Annotated in this window: 20 protein-coding genes; 4 read left to right on the top strand and 16 right to left on the bottom strand. The window is 36.0% G+C overall.

Annotated elements, in window-relative coordinates; genetic code table 11:
- Nucleotides 1-150: 150 nt before the first annotated feature.
- Nucleotides 151-1,317 carry a response regulator transcription factor gene (locus M014_RS0121685; RefSeq protein ID WP_026593556.1) on the bottom strand — a complete coding sequence of 389 codons (1,167 nt, stop codon included), beginning with the start codon at nucleotides 1,315-1,317 and terminating at the stop codon, nucleotides 151-153.
- Complete coding sequence (locus M014_RS0121690; RefSeq protein ID WP_026593557.1) at nucleotides 1,314-3,008, bottom strand: sensor histidine kinase; 1,695 nt, start codon at nucleotides 3,006-3,008, stop codon at nucleotides 1,314-1,316. The genes M014_RS0121685 and M014_RS0121690 overlap by 4 nt, the downstream gene beginning before the upstream one ends.
- 390 nt (nucleotides 3,009-3,398) lie before the next feature.
- Here M014_RS0121690 and M014_RS0121695 point away from each other — a divergent pair, with 390 nt between their 5' ends.
- Nucleotides 3,399-4,064: an aquaporin gene (locus M014_RS0121695; RefSeq protein ID WP_026593558.1), complete on the top strand. Its 666-nt coding sequence runs from the start codon at nucleotides 3,399-3,401 to the stop codon at nucleotides 4,062-4,064.
- A 57-nt stretch (nucleotides 4,065-4,121) separates the two neighbouring features.
- Here the strand turns inward: M014_RS0121695 and M014_RS0121700 are convergent, their stop codons facing one another.
- The 3 genes from M014_RS0121700 to M014_RS0121710 form a co-directional block, all read right to left on the bottom strand.
- On the bottom strand, nucleotides 4,122-4,553 hold the full coding sequence (locus M014_RS0121700) for an Rrf2 family transcriptional regulator (RefSeq protein ID WP_026593559.1): 432 nt from the start codon (nucleotides 4,551-4,553) through the stop codon (nucleotides 4,122-4,124).
- Between the two features lie 117 nt (nucleotides 4,554-4,670).
- Nucleotides 4,671-5,891: an ABC transporter permease gene (locus M014_RS0121705; protein WP_026593560.1), complete on the bottom strand. Its 1,221-nt coding sequence runs from the start codon at nucleotides 5,889-5,891 to the stop codon at nucleotides 4,671-4,673.
- Between the two features lie 2 nt (nucleotides 5,892-5,893).
- A complete protein-coding gene (locus tag M014_RS0121710) occupies nucleotides 5,894-6,778 on the bottom strand; it encodes an ABC transporter ATP-binding protein (RefSeq protein WP_026593561.1) in 885 nt (294 codons plus the stop codon).
- A gap of 302 nt (nucleotides 6,779-7,080) precedes the next feature.
- Between M014_RS0121710 and M014_RS0121715 the strand changes: the two genes are divergently transcribed.
- The gene (locus M014_RS0121715) at nucleotides 7,081-7,908 is read left to right on the top strand and encodes a 5'-nucleotidase, lipoprotein e(P4) family (protein WP_026593562.1); all 828 of its coding nucleotides are present in this window, start codon (nucleotides 7,081-7,083) and stop codon (nucleotides 7,906-7,908) included.
- Between the two features lie 373 nt (nucleotides 7,909-8,281).
- The gene (locus M014_RS0121720) at nucleotides 8,282-9,061 is read left to right on the top strand and encodes a M15 family metallopeptidase (protein ID WP_026593563.1); all 780 of its coding nucleotides are present in this window, start codon (nucleotides 8,282-8,284) and stop codon (nucleotides 9,059-9,061) included.
- Between the two features lie 144 nt (nucleotides 9,062-9,205).
- Here M014_RS0121720 and M014_RS0121725 read toward each other — a convergent pair whose 3' ends face one another.
- The 4 genes from M014_RS0121725 to sdhC form a co-directional block, all read right to left on the bottom strand.
- Nucleotides 9,206-9,652 carry an acyl-CoA thioesterase gene (locus M014_RS0121725; protein ID WP_026593564.1) on the bottom strand — a complete coding sequence of 149 codons (447 nt, stop codon included), beginning with the start codon at nucleotides 9,650-9,652 and terminating at the stop codon, nucleotides 9,206-9,208.
- Between the two features lie 276 nt (nucleotides 9,653-9,928).
- Nucleotides 9,929-10,690, bottom strand: a complete 762-nt coding sequence (gene sdhB, locus M014_RS0121730; protein WP_026593565.1) for a succinate dehydrogenase iron-sulfur subunit — start codon at nucleotides 10,688-10,690, stop codon at nucleotides 9,929-9,931.
- Entirely contained in the window at nucleotides 10,683-12,476 is a 1,794-nt protein-coding gene (gene sdhA, locus M014_RS0121735; RefSeq protein ID WP_026593566.1) for a succinate dehydrogenase flavoprotein subunit, read from the bottom strand. The genes sdhB and sdhA overlap by 8 nt, the downstream gene beginning before the upstream one ends.
- A 13-nt stretch (nucleotides 12,477-12,489) precedes the next feature.
- The gene (gene sdhC, locus M014_RS0121740; RefSeq protein WP_026593567.1) at nucleotides 12,490-13,116 is read right to left on the bottom strand and encodes a succinate dehydrogenase cytochrome B558; all 627 of its coding nucleotides are present in this window, start codon (nucleotides 13,114-13,116) and stop codon (nucleotides 12,490-12,492) included.
- Between the two features lie 311 nt (nucleotides 13,117-13,427).
- Here sdhC and M014_RS0121745 point away from each other — a divergent pair, with 311 nt between their 5' ends.
- Entirely contained in the window at nucleotides 13,428-13,877 is a 450-nt protein-coding gene (locus tag M014_RS0121745) for a YslB family protein (RefSeq protein ID WP_026593568.1), read from the top strand.
- A 123-nt stretch (nucleotides 13,878-14,000) separates the two neighbouring features.
- Here the strand turns inward: M014_RS0121745 and uvrC are convergent, their stop codons facing one another.
- From uvrC to M014_RS0121780, 7 genes are all read right to left on the bottom strand, one after another.
- The gene (gene uvrC / locus M014_RS0121750; protein ID WP_026593569.1) at nucleotides 14,001-15,785 is read right to left on the bottom strand and encodes an excinuclease ABC subunit C; all 1,785 of its coding nucleotides are present in this window, start codon (nucleotides 15,783-15,785) and stop codon (nucleotides 14,001-14,003) included.
- A gap of 15 nt (nucleotides 15,786-15,800) precedes the next feature.
- Nucleotides 15,801-17,210 carry a hypothetical protein gene (locus tag M014_RS0121755; protein ID WP_026593570.1) on the bottom strand — a complete coding sequence of 470 codons (1,410 nt, stop codon included), beginning with the start codon at nucleotides 17,208-17,210 and terminating at the stop codon, nucleotides 15,801-15,803.
- Between the two features lie 48 nt (nucleotides 17,211-17,258).
- Nucleotides 17,259-18,164 carry an FTR1 family iron permease gene (locus M014_RS0121760; RefSeq protein ID WP_026593571.1) on the bottom strand — a complete coding sequence of 302 codons (906 nt, stop codon included), beginning with the start codon at nucleotides 18,162-18,164 and terminating at the stop codon, nucleotides 17,259-17,261.
- A gap of 18 nt (nucleotides 18,165-18,182) precedes the next feature.
- Nucleotides 18,183-18,938, bottom strand: a complete 756-nt coding sequence (locus M014_RS0121765; RefSeq protein WP_026593572.1) for a hypothetical protein — start codon at nucleotides 18,936-18,938, stop codon at nucleotides 18,183-18,185.
- A gap of 63 nt (nucleotides 18,939-19,001) precedes the next feature.
- Nucleotides 19,002-19,748 carry a glycosyltransferase family 2 protein gene (locus M014_RS0121770; protein WP_026593573.1) on the bottom strand — a complete coding sequence of 249 codons (747 nt, stop codon included), beginning with the start codon at nucleotides 19,746-19,748 and terminating at the stop codon, nucleotides 19,002-19,004.
- Nucleotides 19,745-21,220, bottom strand: a complete 1,476-nt coding sequence (locus M014_RS0121775) for an alkaline phosphatase family protein (protein ID WP_176527665.1) — start codon at nucleotides 21,218-21,220, stop codon at nucleotides 19,745-19,747. The genes M014_RS0121770 and M014_RS0121775 overlap by 4 nt, the downstream gene beginning before the upstream one ends.
- Nucleotides 21,208-22,086: a lysylphosphatidylglycerol synthase transmembrane domain-containing protein gene (locus M014_RS0121780; protein WP_081811106.1), complete on the bottom strand. Its 879-nt coding sequence runs from the start codon at nucleotides 22,084-22,086 to the stop codon at nucleotides 21,208-21,210. Before M014_RS0121780 ends, M014_RS0121775 begins: the two co-directional genes overlap by 13 nt.
- Between the last annotated feature and the right edge of the window lie 4 nt (nucleotides 22,087-22,090).

The following is a 22,090-nucleotide window of genomic DNA, read 5'->3' on the forward strand; positions in this document are numbered from 1 at the left end:
TTACACTCCCCTTCTCCAAAAAAGTTTTAATTTCCGATTTTTCAGAACAAATAATTTAACCGCTTTCATTTTACCTTTTATGAAAGCGGTTAAAAACATCGATTTGTTCGATTTTTGTTATCAAATTGTTCGTTCAACAAAAGTATGGTGTCAATTTGTTTTATATAAAGTTTCACATTGTTTGTCTCGATATTCTGATGGTGTTGTTCCTGTACACTTTTTAAACCATTTACTAAAATATTTACTATTTGAAATGCCGATATGCTCCGCTACCTCTTGAATCGTAAGTGAGGTTGTTTGAAGCATTTGCATGGCAAGTTCAAGTTTTCTTCGTTCTGTAAAAGAATGAAAACTTTCACCTATTATCTTTTTAAAAAGCATACTAAAATGACTTCTGCTTAGCCCTACCATCTCCGCCACTTCTGAAACAACAATTGGCTCTGATAAATGATTCATTGTATACAAAATAGCCTCTTTAATTGTTTTTGGCCAATTGTTAATCGTTACTTTATACTTAATCTCAAGTTCTGCAAATTGCTTCATCGATTTAACTGAATCCATCCATTGCCCAGTGCTGAACAGCTCCCCCGACGTAATCCAATATAGCTCTTCATATTTACTCTTTACATCCATAAACATTTGTTCCATCATTCCCTTATATTTTTCATTAAGAAATAAGAAACATTGATCCTTTCCACATAATATCTTCACATGTGGATTTGATAACTTTTGATCCAGCTCTTGTAATATGAAATGTAATCTCGATTCTGATCTTATAAAACAGGCATAATACCCATCGTTCATCCATTTCCATTCATTATGAAATAAATCCACAAGTATCTCTTGGAACTGATTTTGAAAACCACATAACCATTGAAAAAAATCTTCATAAAAGAGAGATTTTTGCTGTTCAATCACTTCTTCTTCCCTATGGACTGTTAAATCTTTTTGAAATTCTCGTAAATATTGATCCAGCTCCTCGTCATGAAACGATGTTTTCAATAAATAACCTGAAACCCCTAATTTAATCCCTTCCTGTGCATATTCAAAATCACGATGACAACTTAATAATAATACCTTTGTTTTCGGCGCATGTTGTTTAATCTTTTTCACAAATTCAATTCCATTTATAACAGGCATGACAATATCTGTAATCACCACTTCTGGCTCATGTTGTACAAACTCCTCCCATCCTCTCTCACCATTTGGTACATCCGCTACTACTTCCATATTATATGCTGACCAATCTATCGCCACTTTCAAGCCCCTTCGAACAATCGTCTCGTCATCCGCAATAAGCACTTTAATGCGTTTCATTTCTGTATCCCTCCCTTTGGCCAAAGAATCTGAACTATAGTCCCCTTCTTTTCTTCTGATTGAATCGTTAATCCGTACTCTATCCCAAAATGCAATTTGAATTTTTGATCGATATTATATAATCCAAGCCCCCCTTTTTGTTCTACAGATGGCTCTTGTAATAAATCCGGTTTTCGCCTATCAGAAATACCACGACCATCATCGGTAATATGTATACATAAGTCACCATTCTCCTTTTCAAATGCCGATAATGTAATAGCTCCTTGTCCATCATCGAAAGCATGAAAAAATATGTTTTCAAATATAGGTTGTAGCGACATTCTTGGAATCTGTTCCCCTTTTATAGAAGATGAGACATCTTGCGTATAAGAGAAATAATTTCCAAATCGAATTTCCTGTACCTTTAAATAATGTTCTATAATAGTCAGTTCATTGTGGAGTGTGACAAGTTCGTTCGCAAAGTTTAAATTTCCTTCTAGCACAGCAACAAGATGATAAATCATTTCACTTATATCATTTGCCCCCTGAAGCTTTGCTTTCCATTGAATCGAATTTAATGTATTAAATAGCAAGTGCGGATTAATTTGATAATGAATTGCCTTAAGCTCAGCTTCTTTTTTCAACTTTTCCTTCTCATATATTTCTTCTACTAACGATTTAATTTTGACAACCATTTTATTAAAATTCACAGTTAAATTCCCTACTTCATCTTGTGAATTTACTGGTATATTTGTATAAAAATCTCCTTTACTTACTTGAGATATTGCATAATCCAAATTCGTGACATTTTCCGTTAGCTTAGCTGAAATTAAAAATGCCAACATAAAAGCTAGGCATAGCGATACAATAATTCCAATTAATGTAACAAACAAAATAATTGTAGAGGATTGATAAAATTCTTTTTCTGGAATAATAATTTCTAGACTCCATTTATTTGATGGAATTGGCTTTTCCCAAATGATATCAGCCTTGTTTTTTTTATAATCTTCATCCGTTGTGTAAATCACCTGTTTTTTTTCATCACGAATGGTAATCAGTGCATGCAAATCTGTTTCTAATGAATCAATAAACTTAAATAAATCCGTCGCATCTGTTTCCACTAATATCCGGCTATCTTTCAAACTACCTGTTTGGATTGGAACAAGTAATCCAATTACTTTGTTTTTATCAGCTATTGAGTAATGATTCGAAACATAAATCCCATTCCAATACCCTTGTGATAAATCCCCTTGTCCTTCCCAAAATTTTTCTTGTTTTAGTTTCTGCACATCTAAATACCGATCTCCATAGTAATAACCACTAGGTGTAATCAAAAAGATTCCCTTTGTTTGTGCTGTTTTATGCGCTTCTAAAAACCTTTCAAAATTCTTCTCAATAATAAATTCCGAATACGATTTTGGTGCTTCTTTTTTTAAAACAATTAACGTCGGATCTGATAAATATTCTTGAATATCACTAGCAATTAAATGCATATGGCTTAATGTTAATTCAATTTGAGCTTGAAGCTGCGATATAGCAAACTTTCCATAATCCCCAAACTGTGCATTTACAAGATTGGATGACTTTTCATATGACATCCAGCTAAACAACATGAGCGGAATAAGTGCAACAACTAAAAAACACGTTAATAACTTCAAACGAAGGCTTGTTCGAATTTGTTGCAGCAATCCCCATAGTCTAAATTTTGTCATGAGCCTCTTCCCTTATACTAAATTATTTATCTATCTTTTCAGAATATTCCAACTTAACTATATTTTATCAAAAATAACATTAAAATCTATAAAAAAGGAGCGCTTTATTGCAAGCACCCCTTTTTATAATCGAAAAATAATGGAGGTTGTAGATTGAATTTTGAATCGGTCTGTTCCGGTGGCTAAACAAAGAAAAACAGTATAACAAATGTAAACATCGCATAAATAAAACACATGATTATTCTTTAAGTATCGTATTGTTTATTTGATTAAAATTGTATAATTCTTCCGTATTTTATTTATCAGAATAATATTATATTTTCCATTTATACTTAAATCCACCTAATTTTATGTTATAATACGATTCATGTGTATGCGAGGAGGAAAATTATGTTAAAAAAAGGGATTGCTGAATTTATTGGTACATTTGTACTTGTATTATTCGGAACCGGAACAGCTGTTTTAGGCGGCGGAATTGAAGGAATTGGAACTTTAGGAATTGCAATGGCTTTCGGGTTGTCAATTGTTGCTATGGCATATAGCATTGGAACAATTTCTGGATGTCATGTAAACCCAGCAGTATCAATTGCCATGTTTGTAAACAAACGAATGAGCGCTATGGAACTTGCTTGTTACTTATTAGCTCAAATTTTAGGTGGTTTACTAGGAACTGCAACGTTAGTGACTATTTTAAAATCTTCTAATATGTCTTTAGATAACTTAGGACAAAATAGCTTTGGAAATCTTGGCTTGTCAGGTTCTTTCTTAGTTGAATTTATATTAACATTCGTCTTTATTTTAGTAATTATTGCAGTAACAGGTAAAAAGGGTAATGCACAATTAGCTGGATTAGTAATTGGTTTTACACTAGTATTGGTTCACTTATTAGGTATTCCATTAACAGGAACTTCTGTTAACCCAGCACGTAGCCTAGCACCAGCTTTATTTGCTGGCGGAGAAGCTGTATCTCAATTATGGGTATTTATTGTTGCTCCAATTGTTGGTGGTATCGTTGCTGCCATTGTAGGGAAATTTGTACTAAATACTGAAAAATAGAATTTTCGTTCTTTCTGAAAGTAAAGAAGCGAGCCCGCTTATATTGGGCTCGCTTTTTTATTTCTGAATTTTTGATTGTAAATTTGTAACAAGCTGCTGAACTGTTACATTCGCAAGCACATTTTCCATTGCTTCTTGCGCTTGCATTAATATAATCTCTAGTACGGATTGAATATTAGCTCCTACTGGACATTCTATGTTGGGATTCTCATGGAAAGAAAATAGATGTCCTTCTTCTACTACTTCCACTGCTTTATATACATCAAGTAATGTAATTTCATCTAAATCACGAGCAAGTGACATTCCACCTTTTCCAGCTTGTACATCAACAAGGCCCGCTCTCTTCAACATTCCCGTAATGCGGCGAATCACAACTGGATTTGTATTCACACTACCAGCAATCCATTCAGAGGTACAGCGAGAGTTTCGATCTATCGCAAGTAACGTTAACATATGAACACCTACTGTAAAACGGCTACTAATTCCCATCTGCACGCCCCTCCTTTACGTTCATTCTGTCAAAAGACGCTACATACTATTATATACTATTTCTTGTTTACGCATAAAGAAAAAGCATGATTCCCTTAGAAAATCATGCTTTTATGTTTATTGACGCTTAATAAATTTAGCTAAATCTTTGAATTTCACTTTATCAGAGTAATTCATAACACCATTGACGAAAATACGACTTGCAATCCAATTGATGATTAAAATCGTTACCACTAAAATTACTAATGTAACGCTAATCTCTACAGCGCCTGCTTCACCAGCAACAACACGTGAGAATGTAACCATTGGTGTAAAGAATGGAACATAGGAACTAATTACAACCAGTGTACTATTTGGATCAAATAGTGACTTCATACTAATGAAGAATGCCCCCATACCTAAAAATGTAATCGGCAATGCCACTGATTGTAAATCTTCTAACTTAGATACAACTGCTCCAGCCGCTGCATATAACATCGCATATAGTAAATATCCTGTAATAAAGTAGATAATAAACATACTGATAACTAATGTATCTAAAGTTGAAAAATCTAAAGACAGTCCAAATATTGAAGCATTATTTAAATCAATCCATCCTAATAAATACGGGATGATAAACCCACAAGCAAGTACAGCAATTTGTAATAAAGCTGTAGCTACAACCGCTAAAATTTTCGCATACATCATCGTAAGCGGTTTTACTTTTGGAAGCATAAGTTCCATAACACGTGATGCTTTTTCAGATGCAATTGTTATCCCAATCGCATTTCCAAACGAAATAATAAACATATACAACGCAAACGAAAATGCATAGCCAATACCAAAGGAGGATGCTCGATCTTTTATTGCCTCTTGCTTCATAGGAATCGCCATCTGTAATTGTCTTGCTACTTCTGGAGATATATTATTCTTTTCAATCATTACCGCCGTGTATTGTTCCTTTAAATAACTTGCCATCAATGTAGCTGTTGAATCGCCGGGAAAGCCACTATACAAATAAGTAACTTCTGGAATGCCATTCTTTTCTTTAATATGGAATAGACCATCTAAGTCCCCTTCTTCCACCTGCTTACGTAGTGCATTAAATTCATCTTTCTGTGCCACAGTTACTTTAGCTGATGGAAGTAATTTATTCATATCACTTTCTTGCACTTTATAAGTGGTACTTTCTGTTACCACTGCAATTTTATCTTTCCCTTTATCCTTATCAGAAGTAAAGTGAGTAAAAGCTACTAAACCAAATACAACTAAAAATAAAATCGCACTCGTAATCAATGATTTTTTAGATAGAAATGATTCCCTGAAATAAAATGAAAATACATGAGAAAATTTACGCATTGTTATTTCGCCCTTTCCACAAATATTTCGTTTAGCGTTGGCTCTAACATTTTAAATTGTCTTAAGCTTATACCTTGTTCCTGTAATTTTTTTAAAATCGTTAAGGCTTCTGCATCATCATGAACTTTCATATAAAGTAGTCCTTGTTGTTTTTCATACGAAATATGTAAGGCTTGTAATGCTCGTTCATTTTCTACCGCATCTTCAATTGTTAAATTGCGAAAACCGTATTCTTGCTTAATGTCGCTTAGTTTTCCTTTTACAACTGCTTCTCCTTTTTTCAAAATGCATACATGCTGGCAAAACGTCTCCACTTGTTCCATTCGATGACTTGATAAAATAATTGTTTTCCCGCTTTGTACTTGTTCTTCAATAATATTTGCTAACATACCAGCATTCACCGGATCTAGCCCACTAAATGGCTCATCTAAAATCAGAAGCTCTGGGTCATGAATAAGCGCCGCAATTAATTGGATTTTTTGCTGATTTCCCTTTGAAAGCTCCCCTGCTGTTTTATATTTATATTCCGGGATTGCTAGTTTTTCTAACCATTGATCAATCGCACGGTCCACTTCTTTCTTCGTCATTCCTTCTAATCTTCCAAAATAGCGAAGTTGATCTATAACTCTACTTTTTGTATATAGTCCTCTTTCTTCTGGAAGATATCCAATCGTTACATCACTTTCAGAAATCATTTTTCCCTCCCATGTAATCGACCCTTCATTAGGAGTTAATAAACCGAGGAGCATTTTAATTGTTGTTGTTTTTCCTGCACCATTCCGGCCAAGTAGCCCTAACACTTCACCTTTTGGTAATGAAATTTGTAATTGATTGACCGCTTTTGATTCACCAAATATTTTCGTTAAGTTTTGTATTTGTAAACTCAAAGTATACATCCTCCCCTTCTCTATTATCCTTACTCTCTTCTAAACATTATGATTATTCAGAGTGAAATATAGTAACACAGATAATTTTACTTCTCGTATATGATACTCCCTGTCCTACCCACCATTTGTTTTATTTAGTTAAAATTGTAAATCAAAAAACATTTCTTACTTATTATATCGAAATAGGGCATACTGCCATATACCCAAAGGGCAATATGCAAAAATGCATAAAAAAACCTATAAATAACATTATATTTTAATATATAATATTAAATGATTTATTTACATCAAGGAGGATACATATGAAGATGAAAAGAGGCATTACCACATTATTATCTGTAGCCATTCTATCTACATCGCTTGTAGCATGTTCAGGAACAGCTGAGAAAACTGTGGCCAAAGAAGAAAACGTAAAATTAACAGACCAGCAGCTAATGGCTGATTTATGGTTCCAAACAGCCGGTGAGACGAAAGCATTGTATTATCAAGGCTATAACATTGGACAATTAAAGCTTGATGCGGCTCTTGCAAAAGGCACAAGCAAAAAGCCAGCAATTGTACTAGATTTAGATGAAACTGTTTTAGATAACAGCCCTCACCAAGCAATGACTGTGAAAGAAGGAAAAGGCTATCCTTATAAATGGGATGAGTGGATTACTAAAGCGGAAGCAGAAGCTCTTCCCGGCGCAATTGATTTCTTAAAATATGCAGAGTCTAAAGGTGTAGACATTTATTACATTTCAAACCGTAAGACAAATCAATTAGATGCAACAATTAAAAACCTTGAGCGCGTTGGTGCTCCACAAGCAACAAAAGAACATATTTTACTACAAGATCCGAAAGAAAAAGGGAAAGAAAAACGTCGTGAACTTGTTTCACAATCGCACGATATCGTTCTATTCTTCGGTGATAACTTATCTGACTTCACTGGATTTGATGGAAAATCTGTAAAAGATCGCAATCAAACAGTTGAAGAAACAAAAGCACAATTTGGCGAAAAATTTATCATTTTCCCTAATCCAATGTATGGTGATTGGGAAGGTGCTCTATATGATTATAACTTCAAAAAATCTGATGCAGAAAAAGATAAAATTCGTCGCGATAACTTAAAATCATTTGAAGTAAAATGAACCTTCCATCAATAGGGTTCTACTGCCCGCGAATAGCGGGATAAAAGGGTGGCTTATGCCATCCTTTTATTTTATTCCTTTCTTAACTTCTATTTTAAATTTATATTCATTTTGTTTTCACTTGACCTGATACTAAAAAGGTCACTGATTGCTTCTATCCATGTTCGAACGCCCCTCTTTATTCCAAAAAAAGGAACAGGATTATCTTTTCCATTTGTATGTATATAAATATAATTCAACAAAACCACACATTATTTGACAAATTCTTTGCAATTCTATTACTTTACGACTCTTATATTTCTTTTTATAGAAATTAGACTTATAATTAACATGCGAAACAAATTATAAGAAAGGACTGAAATTACACAGCGTTATGAAGAAAGTAATTGTTATTTCTGCCACTACGATTGTAATCGGTATCACATCCTTCGCTTATTTCAGCTCAAAATCTCCACTACAAAATGATGCGAAAGCTGTCGAAACACAAAAACATATTGAACACCCAAAAGAAGAGATTCCAGTATTTCCAAAAGCAACTCATACTGCTAAAAAAATAGATGAGGATTTTTCTCTTGTTACAAATCCAGATTCACCACTCGTTTTAGTAAATAAACACCGCAAATTACCAGATGGTTATACGCCAGATGATCTCACAAAACCGGATGTTTCATTTGCATATCCAAAAGACAAAGAAAAAACATTGCTTCGTAAAGATGCTGCGGCAGCTCTGGAAAAAATGTTCCATGCAGCAAAGCAACAAGGACTAGAGCTTACTGCTGTATCAGGTTATCGTTCTTATAAGCGCCAACAGTCATTACATAATATGTACATAAAACGTCAGGGAAAAGCTGAGGCAGACTCAGTTAGCGCAGTTCCTGGAACAAGCGAACATCAAACAGGACTTGCAATGGACATTAGTTCTAAGTCTGCAAGTTATCAATTAGAACCTATTTTCGGTGAAACTGAGGAAGGAAAATGGGTGGCAGCACATGCCCATGAATTTGGCTTCGTCATTCGCTATTTAGAAGATAAAACAGATATAACGGAATATTCATATGAACCGTGGCATCTTCGCTATGTAGGGAAGCCATATGCTACTTACTTACATAAACATCACCTAACATTAGAAGAGGCCATGGGTGCAAAAAAATAAGAGATTTTCCTCTTATCAAGACGTAAAAAATAAAGTAGAAAACATATTGACCAAATATAATATGTTTTCTACTTTTATTTCTTTTCATACATCCTCCGCCAGCATTATTATTTTTATATGTGTCTACTCAATTCACATCTCACTTTATTGTAGTAACTTTTGTTTCCATTCTTGGGGCCAAGGCATCCCTTTTCCCGTTTTCTTTGAGGCTTGCACCATTGCCCCGCGCCCTACCAAACAAACTTCTCCCGCTTCATTTTTTACCATATAGTGTAAATCTAACGAAGAATTCCCAACTGTTTCAGCTTTTATATATACCTTTAAATGTTCATCGAAGAAAATTTGTTTCAAGAAATTACATTGTAAGTCAGCGACAACAATCATTGTTTCTGATGCTTCATGTGTCCATTCTTGCATAAAACCAAGCTCTTTAAAAAACTCGATACGTGCTTCTTCAAAATATGTAAAAGCAACGCCATTATTCATATGTCCAAACATATCTGTTTCACAAAAACGAACTTTAGTAGGAATATAAAATGAAAAATCCTGTTCCCATTTCTCAAAACCTTCAATGTAAGAAATCTTCTTCATGCCTTTCTCTCCTTTTTCTTTTATTCTAATAAGTAACACAACACATTTCAGAATAAACAAAAAATTAAAACGATACAAATTCATATATATTCGTTTTGATCTTCCAACATATCAGTCGCTGCTATAAATAACAAAAAAAGCCATCATCCATTTTTCAATCCAAATCGCTTCTATGCATGATTGGGTCCTCTCTCTCCTAAAAGAAAGGTCTAATATTTGTTTTCAATTTATACTTTATATAAATATTGCCTCTTCGATTCGAAGAGGCAATATTTATTAATAGTTATTGTCGCTACCAAAGAAGTCTTTAAACGACTGAATTGTTGTATCACGGTTTAATGCTGCAATTGAAGTTGTTAATGGAATACCTTTCGGACATGATTGCACACAGTTTTGTGAGTTACCACAGTTCGCAAGGCCGCCATCACCCATAATTGCACGTAAGCGTTCTGCTTTATGCATTTCACCAGTTGGATGTGAATTGAACAAGCGAGCTTGTGAAAGCGGTGCTGGTCCGATAAAGTCAGATTTACTGTTTACGTTCGGACATGATTCTAAGCAAACACCACATGTCATACATTTTGAAAGTTCATATGCCCATTGACGCTTTTTCTCTGGCATTCTTGGTCCTGGTCCTAAGTCATACGTACCATCAATTGGAACCCAAGCTTTCACACGTTTTAAAGCATCAAACATACGGCTACGATCAACTTGTAAATCACGCACTACCGGGAATGTCTTCATCGGTTTGATACGAACTGGTTGTTCTAATTTATCGATAAGCGCTGTACATGATTGACGCGGTTTACCGTTAATTACCATAGAACAAGCACCACATACTTCTTCTAAACAGTTCATATCCCACGCAACAGGAGTTGTATGGTTTCCTTTTGAATCGACAGGATTACGGCGAATTTCCATAAGAGCCGAAATAATATTCATATTTGGACGATATGGAATTTCAAACTCCTGATCAAACGGTTGCGCATCTGGTCCATCTTGCCGTGTAATGATGAGGCGGATTTTTTTCTCAGACATGTTGTTTATCCCCCTTCTCTTCACCCTTAGCAGCTACATCATGTTTGGAAGAATAGTCACGCTTACGTGGTTTGATTAATGAAACATCAACGTCTTCGTAATGGAATGCTGGTGCATTTCCTTCTCCTTCAAACTTCGCCATTGTCGTTTTTAAGAAGTTCGCATCATCACGATTTGGGAATTCTGGTTTATAATGTGCACCGCGGCTTTCATTACGGTTATATGCACCAATTGTAATAACACGAGCTAATTCAAACATGTTTGCCAGTTGGCGTGTAAACGAAGCACCTTGGTTACTCCATTTTGCTGTATCATTAATGTTAATGCGCTTATAACGCTCCATTAACTCTACGATTTTCGCATCTGTTTCTAATAGCTTTTTATTTTCACGAACTACTGTTACGTTATCTGTCATCCATTCTCCAAGCTCTTTATGCAGAACATATGCATTTTCATTACCATCTAACGCTAAAATATTGTTAAATTTCTCTGTTTCGATTAGCTCATTTTGCTCATAAGTAGCTGATGAAACAGCATCAGATGACTTTGAAAGACCTTTCATATATTCAATCGCGTTTGGTCCTGCTACCATACCGCCATAAATCGCTGATAATAATGAGTTTGCACCTAATCGGTTACCACCGTGCATAGAGTAATCACACTCACCTGCTGCAAATAAACCTGGAATACTTGTCATTTGCTTATAATCAACCCATAGTCCGCCCATTGAATAATGAACAGCTGGGAAGATTTTCATCGGTAGTTTACGAGGATCATCACCTGTGAACTTTTCATAGATTTCAATAATTCCACCAAGTTTAATATCTAGTTCTTTCGGATCTTTATGAGAAAGATCTAGATATACCATGTTTTCACCATTAATACCTAGTTTTTGCTCAACACACACGTCAAAAATTTCACGCGTTGCGATATCACGAGGCACAAGATTTCCGTATGCAGGGTATTTCTCTTCTAAGAAGTACCAAGGCTTACCGTCTTTATACGTCCAAACGCGTCCACCTTCACCGCGTGCAGATTCGCTCATTAGACGTAACTTATCGTCCCCAGGAATTGCTGTTGGGTGAATTTGAATGAACTCACCATTCGCATAATATGCACCTTGTTGATATACAGCAGATGCTGCTGTACCTGTGTTGATAATAGAGTTTGTTGATTTTCCAAAGATGATACCAGGGCCCCCTGTTGCCATAATCACAGCATCAGCTCGGAAACTTTTAATTTCCATAGTTTGTAAGTCTTGTGCAACGATTCCGCGGCATACACCTTCATCATCGATAACAGCTCGTAAGAAATCCCAACCCTCATATTTTGTTACAAGTCCTGCTACTTCATGACGACGTACTTGCTCATCTAATGCGTACAATAATTGTTGACCAGTTGTTGCACCGGCGAATGCTGTACGGTGATGTTGTGTTCCTCCAAAGCGGCGGAAATCAAGAAGTCCTTCTTCTGTGCGGTTAAACATAACACCCATACGGTCCATTAAATGAATAATACCAGGTGCTGCTTCACACATTGCTTTAACTGGTGGTTGGTTCGCTAGGAAGTCACCACCATAAATTGTATCGTCAAAGTGGATCCACGGGGAATCCCCTTCACCTTTTGTATTTACGGCACCGTTAATACCACCTTGTGCACATACAGAATGCGAACGTTTTACTGGTACTAAAGAGAACAGTTCCACGTTTACTCCTGCTTCTGCTGCCTTAATCGTTGCCATTAAGCCGGCTAATCCACCACCGACTACTATAAGTTTCCCTTTCATGCTCTCCCACTCCTTACTGATTTGCTAGCTGTGGATCGATGAACGCTAATAATGCACTCACACCTACATAAGATAAACCTAAGAAAATAGCTAATGTTACATAAGTAGAGATACGTTGTGAACGTGGCGATACTGTAATTCCCCAGCTAATGCAGAATGTCCATAGTCCATTTGCAAAGTGGAAAATTGTTGATACAACACCAACTAAATAGAAGCCAAACATAGCTGGATTGCCTAAAATATCTGCCATCATATCATAATTTACCTGTTCTCCTAATGCTGCTTGAATACGAGTTTGCCAAACGTGCCAAGCTATGAAAATCAGCGTGATGATACCTGAAATTCGTTGGAAAACGAACATCCAGTTACGGAAATAACTATAAGATGTCGCATTGTTCTTAGCTGTAAATGCAATATATAATCCATATATAGCATGGTACAGTATCGGTAAAAAGATGACAAAAATTTCTAGCGCATACCGGAATGGAAGGAGCTCCATAAAATGAGCAGCTTTGTTAAAAGCCTCTGCTCCTCTTGTTGCAAAATTGTTTACTACTAAATGTTGCGTCAAAAAGACACCAACCGGGATGACTCCCATTAATGAGTGCCACTTGCGAAACGTATACTCGCGGCCTTTCATGTCCCCATTACCCCCCTTGAATGTTTAACTGCTGCTTTCAGATTAGTTTATAACAATAATGTTTTTTCACTATTGCTATAAGAAAAACTGAAAAAATTATTCGAAATATTTCAGCATAATTTGATACCAAATTCATTTTACTCCTATTTTTGTCGAAGCGTCAAGAAAACGTATACATAATTTGTACATAATTTGCATATAATTTGCCGATTCTTTTTTTCTTCCTATATATTCAGATTTTCTCAAAGAAAGTTCTGTTTTTATAAATGGGAAATGTTATATAATAATTTCTATAGAAAGAGGGGAATATTGTGAGCAAAAATACAATTGATATAGCATCTTTAGAAGATGTTTCATTGAACGCCTTCGCTTATGAACTGCTGCGTGAAGAAGTACTACCTGACTTAATTGGAAAAGAATTAGATGACATTTTATACTGGGCTGGTAGAAACCTAGCACGAAAATATCCGCTAGAGACAATTGAAGAAGTCATTCACTTTTTTGAAAAAGCTGGCTGGGGCCGTTTGAACATTATCGAGCATAAACGTCGCGAAATGCATTTTCAACTAACAAGCCCGCTCATTGCAGAGCGTCAAAAGCAAAGTAGACATTCTTCCTACCAATTAGAAACTGGATTTGTTGCAGAACAAATTCAAAAGCAACGAAATGTTGTTGCAGAGTCATATGAAGAGCAAAAAAAACGTTCGGATTCAATCACATTCCTTGTAAAATGGGACGTAAAAGATCCTGTTGAAGTGTAGAATCCACATTAACAGTCAACTAGACATATAGGTTTAGTTGACTTTTTTATTTTTGTATATTCATTCACTTTTGATCATTTTTAATCTTCTGAAATTATATCAAACAATAGAAGACATTGTAAACTACAACGTCTTCTTATTTGCTAAATAGGAATAAATGGTTTCTGCAACATTTTGCGGCATTCCGGCTTCGACAAATTCTGTCACAGTAGCTTCTTTCATTTTTTTTAACGAACCAAAATGTTTTAACAATACCTTTTTCCGTTTTTCTCCTACTCCAGGAATCCCATCTAAGGCAGATTGGATAACAGATTTCCCGTGAAGCTGACGATGGAACGTAATCGCAAATCGGTGTACTTCATCTTGAATACGCTGTAATAAATAAAATTCTTGGCTATTCCTTTCAAGGATAACAGGTTCAGGAGGGTCACCAATTATTAAGTGCGATGTACGGTGCTTATCATCCTTAACAAGTCCAGCCATTGGGATATATAATCCAAGTTCATTTTCAAGCACATCACTAGCAGCTGCAAGATGTCCTTTCCCACCATCAATCACAATTAAATCCGGTAGTGGTAAATTTTCTTTCAATGCACGAGTATATCGGCGGCGTACAACCTCTCGCATCGATTCATAATCATCTGGCCCTTGAACTGTCTTTATCTTATATTTTCGATACTCTTTTTTCATTGGTTTTCCATCAATAAAGACAATCATTGCTGAAACTGGATTCGTCCCTTGGATATTTGAGTTATCAAATGCTTCGATACGATACGGCGTTTCAATATCAAGTTTCTTACCTAAATTTTCAACTGCTTTAATCGTCCGCTCTTCATCACGCTCAATTAAATAAAACTTCTCTCCTAAAGCAATTTTCGCATTCTTATTTGCTAATTCAACGAGTTCTTTTTTCTTTCCGCGTTTCGGCTGCGTTACATCCACCTCTAAAAAACGCTCTACTAATTCAGGATCAATACTTCCTGGTACTACAATTTCTTTTGGTTTAAAATGATTGTTTTGTTCATAAAATTGACCGATAAATGTTAAAAATCCTTCTTCAGGCTCATCATAAATTGGAAACATAGAGACATCGCGCTCTATTAACTTACCTTTTCGAACAAAGAAAACTTGCACGCACATCCAACCTTTATCAACCGCATAACCAAACACATCACGGTCAACTAAGTCGCTCATAATCATCTTCTGTTTTTCCATAATCGCATCCATATGGGCAATTTGATCTCTTAATTCTTTTGCACGTTCAAACTCTAATTTTTCCGATGCTTCATACATTTTCTTTTCCAATTCTGAACGAACTTCTTTATGTCCACCGTTTAAAAACTTAACAATTTCATCAACAATTTCTTGATTTTGTTCATCGGTTACCTCTTTTACACAAGGTGCTAAACATTGTCCCATATGATAATATAAACAAACTTTATCCGGCATGTTTGCGCACTTACGAAGCGGATACATGCGGTCTAACAGCTTTTTCGTTTCATGAGCTGACTGCGCATTTGGATACGGACCAAAATACTTCCCTTTATCCTTTTTTACATTTCTCGTAATAAGCAAACGTGGCTGTTTTTCAGCTGTAATTTTAATAAATGGATATGTTTTATCGTCCTTTAATTGAATATTATATTTTGGATCATATTTTTTAATTAAATTTAATTCTAAAATGAGCGCCTCCAAATTCGAGGAGGTAACAATATATTCAAAATCAACAATTTCTCCAACAAGACGGAGTGTCTTTCCATCATGTGATCCAGTAAAATACGAGCGCACACGATTTTTGAGCACCTTTGCCTTCCCGACATATATAACTGTTCCTTGCCTATCTTTCATTAAGTAACAACCTGGTTGATCTGGTAAAATCGCTAATTTTTCTTTTAAATGCTCGTGCACTCGCTTTCTCCTCTCTCATTTTTTCCACTTATATAACACTATTTTATGATAAATAGGATCAAATAATGGATTAGAACGAAAGACAGCTACTTGTTCCATCTGTCCTTTTATATCGATCCCTTGCTTTTGGAATCCTTCAATAAGATGATTTGTAACATATATCGTATCATTTTTATGATATTTTTTGTCCTGTAAAAAATAGTCATATGTGTAGAAACGTTTATGTTCATATGGCATCTGCAAGTATTCCATAACCCTCGTCTCTTCCCACGTGTATACAATAAATGGCTGCTCTTTGCCCTCTAAATAGGATGCAAGCTGATACGTGGCCGGTACCTCCACTTGTTGTTCTTTCATAAGCGGTATACTCACTATAAATTGGCTTGTTGCAAATAACAGCAATACAATACCACGATGTTTTTTCAACCACGAAATAGCAAGTACGCAAAGGAACATCGCTACAATCGGATAAGAATGACGCGGTTTATCAATATTTTGTCCAAGTAAATTCCAAAGAAAATAAAAACTTCCAATAGCGATTAAAGCCTTTGGATAGTAACGTATGTTCTTCCATTGTAAAACAAATAGAAACAAAAAGAAAAGAAAGAAACCTGTCAGATAGTAGGAGTGTATACCTATTCCTGCAAAAACAATGTTTTCGGAAAATAAACGGAAGAGACGTGAAATAAGTGGTTCACCCGTTTCTGTAACCGCTCCGCCCCACTCAGTAAAATGGCCTTCTACAAATCCGAAAGAAATTTTCCACAATCCCGTTATTCCACCAATGTTCCAAATAAGAGCACAAACCCAAACTAGCTGTGACAGAACAGTTGTACAAAATAAGATTATAAACCGCCATTTTTCTTCATGCCATTGCTGCCATAATAACAAAACAAGTGCTATCCCAAATGGTGCATATGATAAGCGTATACCCATTAATAGCGCAAAAAAGATGACTGGCCAAAATTGAGCTTGAAAATTCTTTGTACGAAAAGCCCGTTCTATACTCCATATATACCACCATACGATTGCTAATGCTGCGCCCTCTGACATAGGCTGCGTTACTAAAAGAGAGAAATAACCGCTCGTTTGTAAAACAGCTACAACAATAAGAGCGCCCGTTTTACTTACATAATGGCGCGCAAGCCAATACATCGGAAAAGCTGCGCCGAGTGCCATGATGGCATTAAAAACCCCTAACGATTGCACAGGGTTTTCTATAAAAACATGCGTTATCATTCCCCCTAAAATAAAAAAAGGATAACCTGGAAAATGGGGCTGCATCGCTAATATGTCGTATTGCTTTAATGCAAGCGTAAAATCGACTTCGTCCCATGTCGCCGCAAACGGGCTCACATAGAAAAATCGAATACAAATCGCACTAGTAAACAGAATAACTGCCCATATACGTAATACTTGTTTCATCATATTTCCTTTCTGCAAAAAAAGTACAAGGAAAACTCCTTGTACTTTTTAGCTTACTGATTTATTTTCTTCGATCACTGCTTGCTTTTTTTTAACAGGTTTTTTAAAGATGATTAACATATATAACACAACAAAATATCCAATATACACGAGCACCTCTTCAAGAGATGGCATCGATGAATATCCTAAAAAGGCTTTCAAGAAAATACCAATATCACCGGAAAGAAGTGGTGCAGTACCATGGTCACGCAAATAGTGAGCATAATCAATTGGATGTTCTGGTAATAACCATGTAATATCGTATACATGTGGCATAACGCTGCCGAGTATTTTTAAATCCTGAAGCATGGCAACACCCTGTACAAGAAGACCAGCTGCAATTAAAACGATAAATGCGCCTGTTACTTTAAAGAATACTTTAAGTGAAATACGCATCGTCCCTTTAAAGAATAGGTAACTAACACCAGCTGCAACGAGCAAGCCTGTAATAGCTCCCCAGCCTTGCATCGCCGCTCCAATATTTCCACCTGTAATAGCCGCGAAGAAAAATACTGTTTCAACACCTTCTCGAAGTACAACAAGAAACGAATGCACGACCATTCCAATTATGTTTCCAGTTGTAATATACTTACTCATTTTATTTTCCATATTTGCTTGCATATTTTTACTATGTTCCGCCATCCAAAATACCATTTGTGTAAGTAAAATGGCCGAAATAAAAATAATAGATATCTTCAAATACATTTCGCTACCCATAGCAGCAAAACCAGTAAACACAACTTGGAAGACAAGAGCGACAATATAACTCGCTACAACCGCAAGCCCTGCTCCTAACCAAACATATTTCACAAACTGCTTACTATCTGTACGCTTTAAATATGTTGTAATAATCCCAACAATAAGCAACGCTTCTAATACTTCACGAAATGTAATGAGAAATGCCTGAAGCTGCATCGCTCTTCCTCCTCATCCTTACTTACGTTTTCTCACAGCATATACAATGACCCCAACAAGTATAAGTACAATGACTACAATTGGAGCCCAGTTTTTCAAGTTACTTAAATCTGTCCATTCTGTTTTACCTGTGTTCTCTGAAGCTTCTTCTTTTCCGCTCGCATCAAAGTGCCCCACTTTAAAATCTTTAATTTTAAACTCTTTTTGTAAACTTGTTAAAATCACATCTTTACTTTTCTTGAAAGCATCATGATTTGCTTCCTTTTGACCTACTCCAAATAATCCTGGGTTTCCTAATGAATCTAATGCTTTATTAAATTCATCCTTTACCTTTGTATCTAACTCTTTATTTCGTTCACCAACAACTGGCGATAACGCTTCATATGTAGCGAATGCTTTTGCTAATAAACGCTTGCTTGTATCATAGTCTTTAAATTTCTCATCAACATTTGTTAAACGACGATTAATATTAAGCGCAAGAATTTTTTGCATATCAGCAATAATATCTTCTTTATTTTGTTTATCAAAGTCCTTCATCATTGCTTTAGAAGGTTCTTTTCCCATGTGCTGATCAATTTCTTCTTGTACATTTTCATATGCTTTTTTCGCTTCATTAAAGTTTGCCGGATTTTCATCTAGCTTTGTAACCATTTGTTTATATGCTTCAGCAACTTTTTCTTCGTTCGGATTTCCATACGAATAAGCAAACGCACTTGTTTGAATTGAGAATATTAAGAAAATACTAACAAATAATGACGTAATGATTTTTTTCACGAAAGTTCCTCCCGAGTTAATGATAATTATTATCATTTTTATTGTCAAGATAAGAAAGGCCCGTTATGAGCATTTCTTATCTTCTATTAATACATGTGCAGCATAGTCAATCGTAACTTTCTCTACCGGACGCGCCATTTCTTTCCAAATCGCTGGAAATACACGCGTCATATACTTCCCAAAAGAGATGAACGACTCTCCTGTTTCTCGCACTTTATACGTAATCGGAACTTCCTGTACTCGAAATCCTTTTCGTACTAAATTCAAAGTAATAACTTGAGCATAGTTATAATCGTGAATAATTTCTCCATGCTCCATTGCTTGTCTAGAAAAGGCTCGCATACCGGATTGCCCATCTCGAATCCATTTCCTTAGTAACAAACATTGCAACATCGTAAAGCAGTAATTCCCAAGACGTCGATGTAATCTCATTCCTCGAATTGTTCCGCGAAAACGAGAACCCATCGTATAATCTGCTTCTCCTGCAAAAATAGGCTCCAGTACATTCGGAATTTCATCAGCTGGGTATTCATCATCAGCATCAATCATTACACTAATATCAGCACCAAGTCGATAACTCTCCTGCAAACCTGCTCGGACAGCTGCACCAAGTCCGCCGTTTTTTGCAAAAGAAACGATATGTTCCGCCCCCGCTTCTTTTGCAACAGCTACGGTCCGATCCGTTGATCCATCATCGATGACAAGTACTTCTACCGTTACATTTGGGTGAAAATGACGCGGCACCTTTTGAATGACATGCGCAATAGAATCCTCTTCATTTAAGGCTGGTATAAAAACAATTACTTTCATTTCTGTTCCTGCTCCTTTAACGCTTCTACTAATACAGGTCCACGACTATGGGATGGATACGGCGCTCCTAACAAGTATGCAATTGTAGGTGCTATAGAAACAAGACTTTTCTTCTCTTCTACTTTTATACCTTGAGCAATATGAGGACCGTACATAAAGAATGGTACAAACCGCTCGCCCTCGTCTAAATGACCATGACCACCAATTCCATCCGCTTGCCCATGGTCTGCGCAAATAATGAACGTCGTATTTTCTGCTTTTCCTGTTTTCTCTAAATGCTCAATAAACCGCTTCACATGCTGATCTGCTTCATGAATCTTTTGTAAATATTCATCATATAACACGCCGCGGCTATGACCTGTTTGATCTGTAGAAATTAGCTGGACGATAAATAAATCAGGATCTTGTTCATCCATAACCTTTCTTGCTTTCTCCATAATTTTCGAGTCAACAACATCATTTTTCATTACAGCCGTAAATGTTTCCACATCATCGCCAAATGCATCGACTAGATGCGCAACCGCCAACATTTTCCCTGTTTTATCTACTTTACGAAGAGAATCAAAAATACTCTCTACATTCACTCCATGCTTCCAAACCATATTCGATTTAATACCATGCTCAAATGGATACGTTCCTGTAAACATAGAGGAGAAACATACAACCGTACGAGCTGGATATACCGTTTCCATATTTAAAAACTCGGTCCCTTGTTTTCGAAGTGAATCTAAATACGGTGTATGCGCCGCCTCAAAACGATCTTTTCGCATACCGTCAATTACAATCACGACTACTTTTTCATTTAATGCCTTTTCATTCTCAGGCATATTTTGCGTATAAGTAGGAATTGCTTTCGGCTGCCAATCAAATAAATTACGATGTAATATAAGTGTATATACGAGAAGAGCACCGTAAAATATAAGAAGCGTTTTCCAATCTACACCACTAAATGTACCGTCTTCTCGGAAGAACTCGTAGTAGTAATACCAAAGCGAAAGTAATAGTAAAAACTTTGGCATTTGTTCTTGTGCATTCCCACTTGTAGAATCACTATTTTTTAACACAAGTTTCCAAAACCGTGTAAAGTTCAACCATGATGTCCCAATCCGCAGATGATAATATAATGTTCCCCAAAATAAAATTGTAAAGAAGAAATATAATCCCAATGCCAAAAAGAATAATGGTAAATGAACCACCTTAAATACAATTAAATAGGCGATAAACGGAAACCATAAATAATTTCGTAAAAACAATGGAAAATCAAACAAATAATATAAAACAAGTAAAGGTACAATGAGGATAAAACTGCTAAAAAATGCTGGAATAAAACCAGGTTGTCCAAACTGCGAGATGGAAAACAATAAAAATGTGCCGAATACAAAAATCGGTGTAAATGGTTTCCCTTCATTCAGCAAGTTCCAGCAGCGGGCCGCTACCTTTTCAAATTTTGATGCCTTTTTCACTTCTTCCACCGGATGTTTTCCCCCTTCTGACTAACAAGTGAGCGCAATTCCATTGGGTATAAAACGAGTAAAAGTGCGCCCACACCATAAGAAAATATAAACTTAAATCCATGACTCATTAATGACCATTCATACGCCTCGACCGATTCTATCCCAAGCGCTCTTAACGCAAACGTCATTACCGTTTCATATGTCCCAATACCGCCTGGCGTTAATTGAAATACTTGCCCCGCGATGGTCACGCTATTGACCCAAATCGCTTGTATAAATGTAAGAGAACTCGCAATTTCATATATAACAAAAGCTTCGCAAATCCAGCTTATTACAATCAGCAAGATAATGATGATCCCTTGTATTGTAAACAAACCTGCCTTTAATTGCTTCCACTGATTCTCTACAAATTGCGGTGCTTTCTTATGCACAAGAAACAACATACCAATTCCAATACATATACAAGCAAGGATAACGGGAGCATTTAACAAAATATCCCCCCACAGTATAAACATCCCTACGGCTCCAAATATACCAAGGATAAGCAAATCTAATATACGGAGCACAACAACTGATTGTGTCGCTTCTCCTAATGTCACTTTCTTTTCTTTTGTAATAATCGCAATGCGAATAGCGTCCCCTACTTTCAAAGGAGAAACATGATTAATAAACAAACTATAAAACAATCCATATAAAGACTCTTTCATTGTAATATGATGGTGAAGATATAACTTCCATGCATAAGCACGAAAGAAAAATGCAACACCATATATCATGATAAGAAGCACTACCGCATCAGGATGTTTCCATAATCCATATAGTTGTTTCCACAAAGAAGACGCTTCAAACGATTTCCACGATATGACAAAGAAAACACATAACAAAAAA

The sequence above is a fragment of the Bacillus sp. UNC437CL72CviS29 genome (assembly GCF_000482345.1).
GTDB lineage: Bacteria > Bacillota > Bacilli > Bacillales > Bacillaceae_G > Bacillus_A > Bacillus_A arachidis.

Excerpts from the sequence above, each read along its gene's own strand:
- M014_RS0121685 (WP_026593556.1), bottom strand. The coding sequence starts at position 1,317 with ATGAAACGCATTAAAGTGCTTATTGCGGATGACGAGACGATTGTTCGA.
- M014_RS0121690 (WP_026593557.1), bottom strand. The coding sequence starts at position 3,008 with ATGACAAAATTTAGACTATGGGGATTGCTGCAACAAATTCGAACAAGC.
- M014_RS0121695 (WP_026593558.1), top strand. The coding sequence starts at position 3,399 with ATGTTAAAAAAAGGGATTGCTGAATTTATTGGTACATTTGTACTTGTA.
- M014_RS0121700 (WP_026593559.1), bottom strand. The coding sequence starts at position 4,553 with ATGGGAATTAGTAGCCGTTTTACAGTAGGTGTTCATATGTTAACGTTA.
- M014_RS0121705 (WP_026593560.1), bottom strand. The coding sequence starts at position 5,891 with ATGCGTAAATTTTCTCATGTATTTTCATTTTATTTCAGGGAATCATTT.
- M014_RS0121715 (WP_026593562.1), top strand. The coding sequence starts at position 7,081 with ATGAAGATGAAAAGAGGCATTACCACATTATTATCTGTAGCCATTCTA.
- M014_RS0121720 (WP_026593563.1), top strand. The coding sequence starts at position 8,282 with ATGAAGAAAGTAATTGTTATTTCTGCCACTACGATTGTAATCGGTATC.
- M014_RS0121725 (WP_026593564.1), bottom strand. The coding sequence starts at position 9,652 with ATGAAGAAGATTTCTTACATTGAAGGTTTTGAGAAATGGGAACAGGAT.
- sdhB (WP_026593565.1), bottom strand. The coding sequence starts at position 10,690 with ATGTCTGAGAAAAAAATCCGCCTCATCATTACACGGCAAGATGGACCA.
- sdhA (WP_026593566.1), bottom strand. The coding sequence starts at position 12,476 with ATGAAAGGGAAACTTATAGTAGTCGGTGGTGGATTAGCCGGCTTAATG.
- sdhC (WP_026593567.1), bottom strand. The coding sequence starts at position 13,116 with ATGAAAGGCCGCGAGTATACGTTTCGCAAGTGGCACTCATTAATGGGA.
- M014_RS0121755 (WP_026593570.1), bottom strand. The coding sequence starts at position 17,210 with ATGAAACAAGTATTACGTATATGGGCAGTTATTCTGTTTACTAGTGCG.
- M014_RS0121760 (WP_026593571.1), bottom strand. The coding sequence starts at position 18,164 with ATGCAGCTTCAGGCATTTCTCATTACATTTCGTGAAGTATTAGAAGCG.
- M014_RS0121770 (WP_026593573.1), bottom strand. The coding sequence starts at position 19,748 with ATGAAAGTAATTGTTTTTATACCAGCCTTAAATGAAGAGGATTCTATT.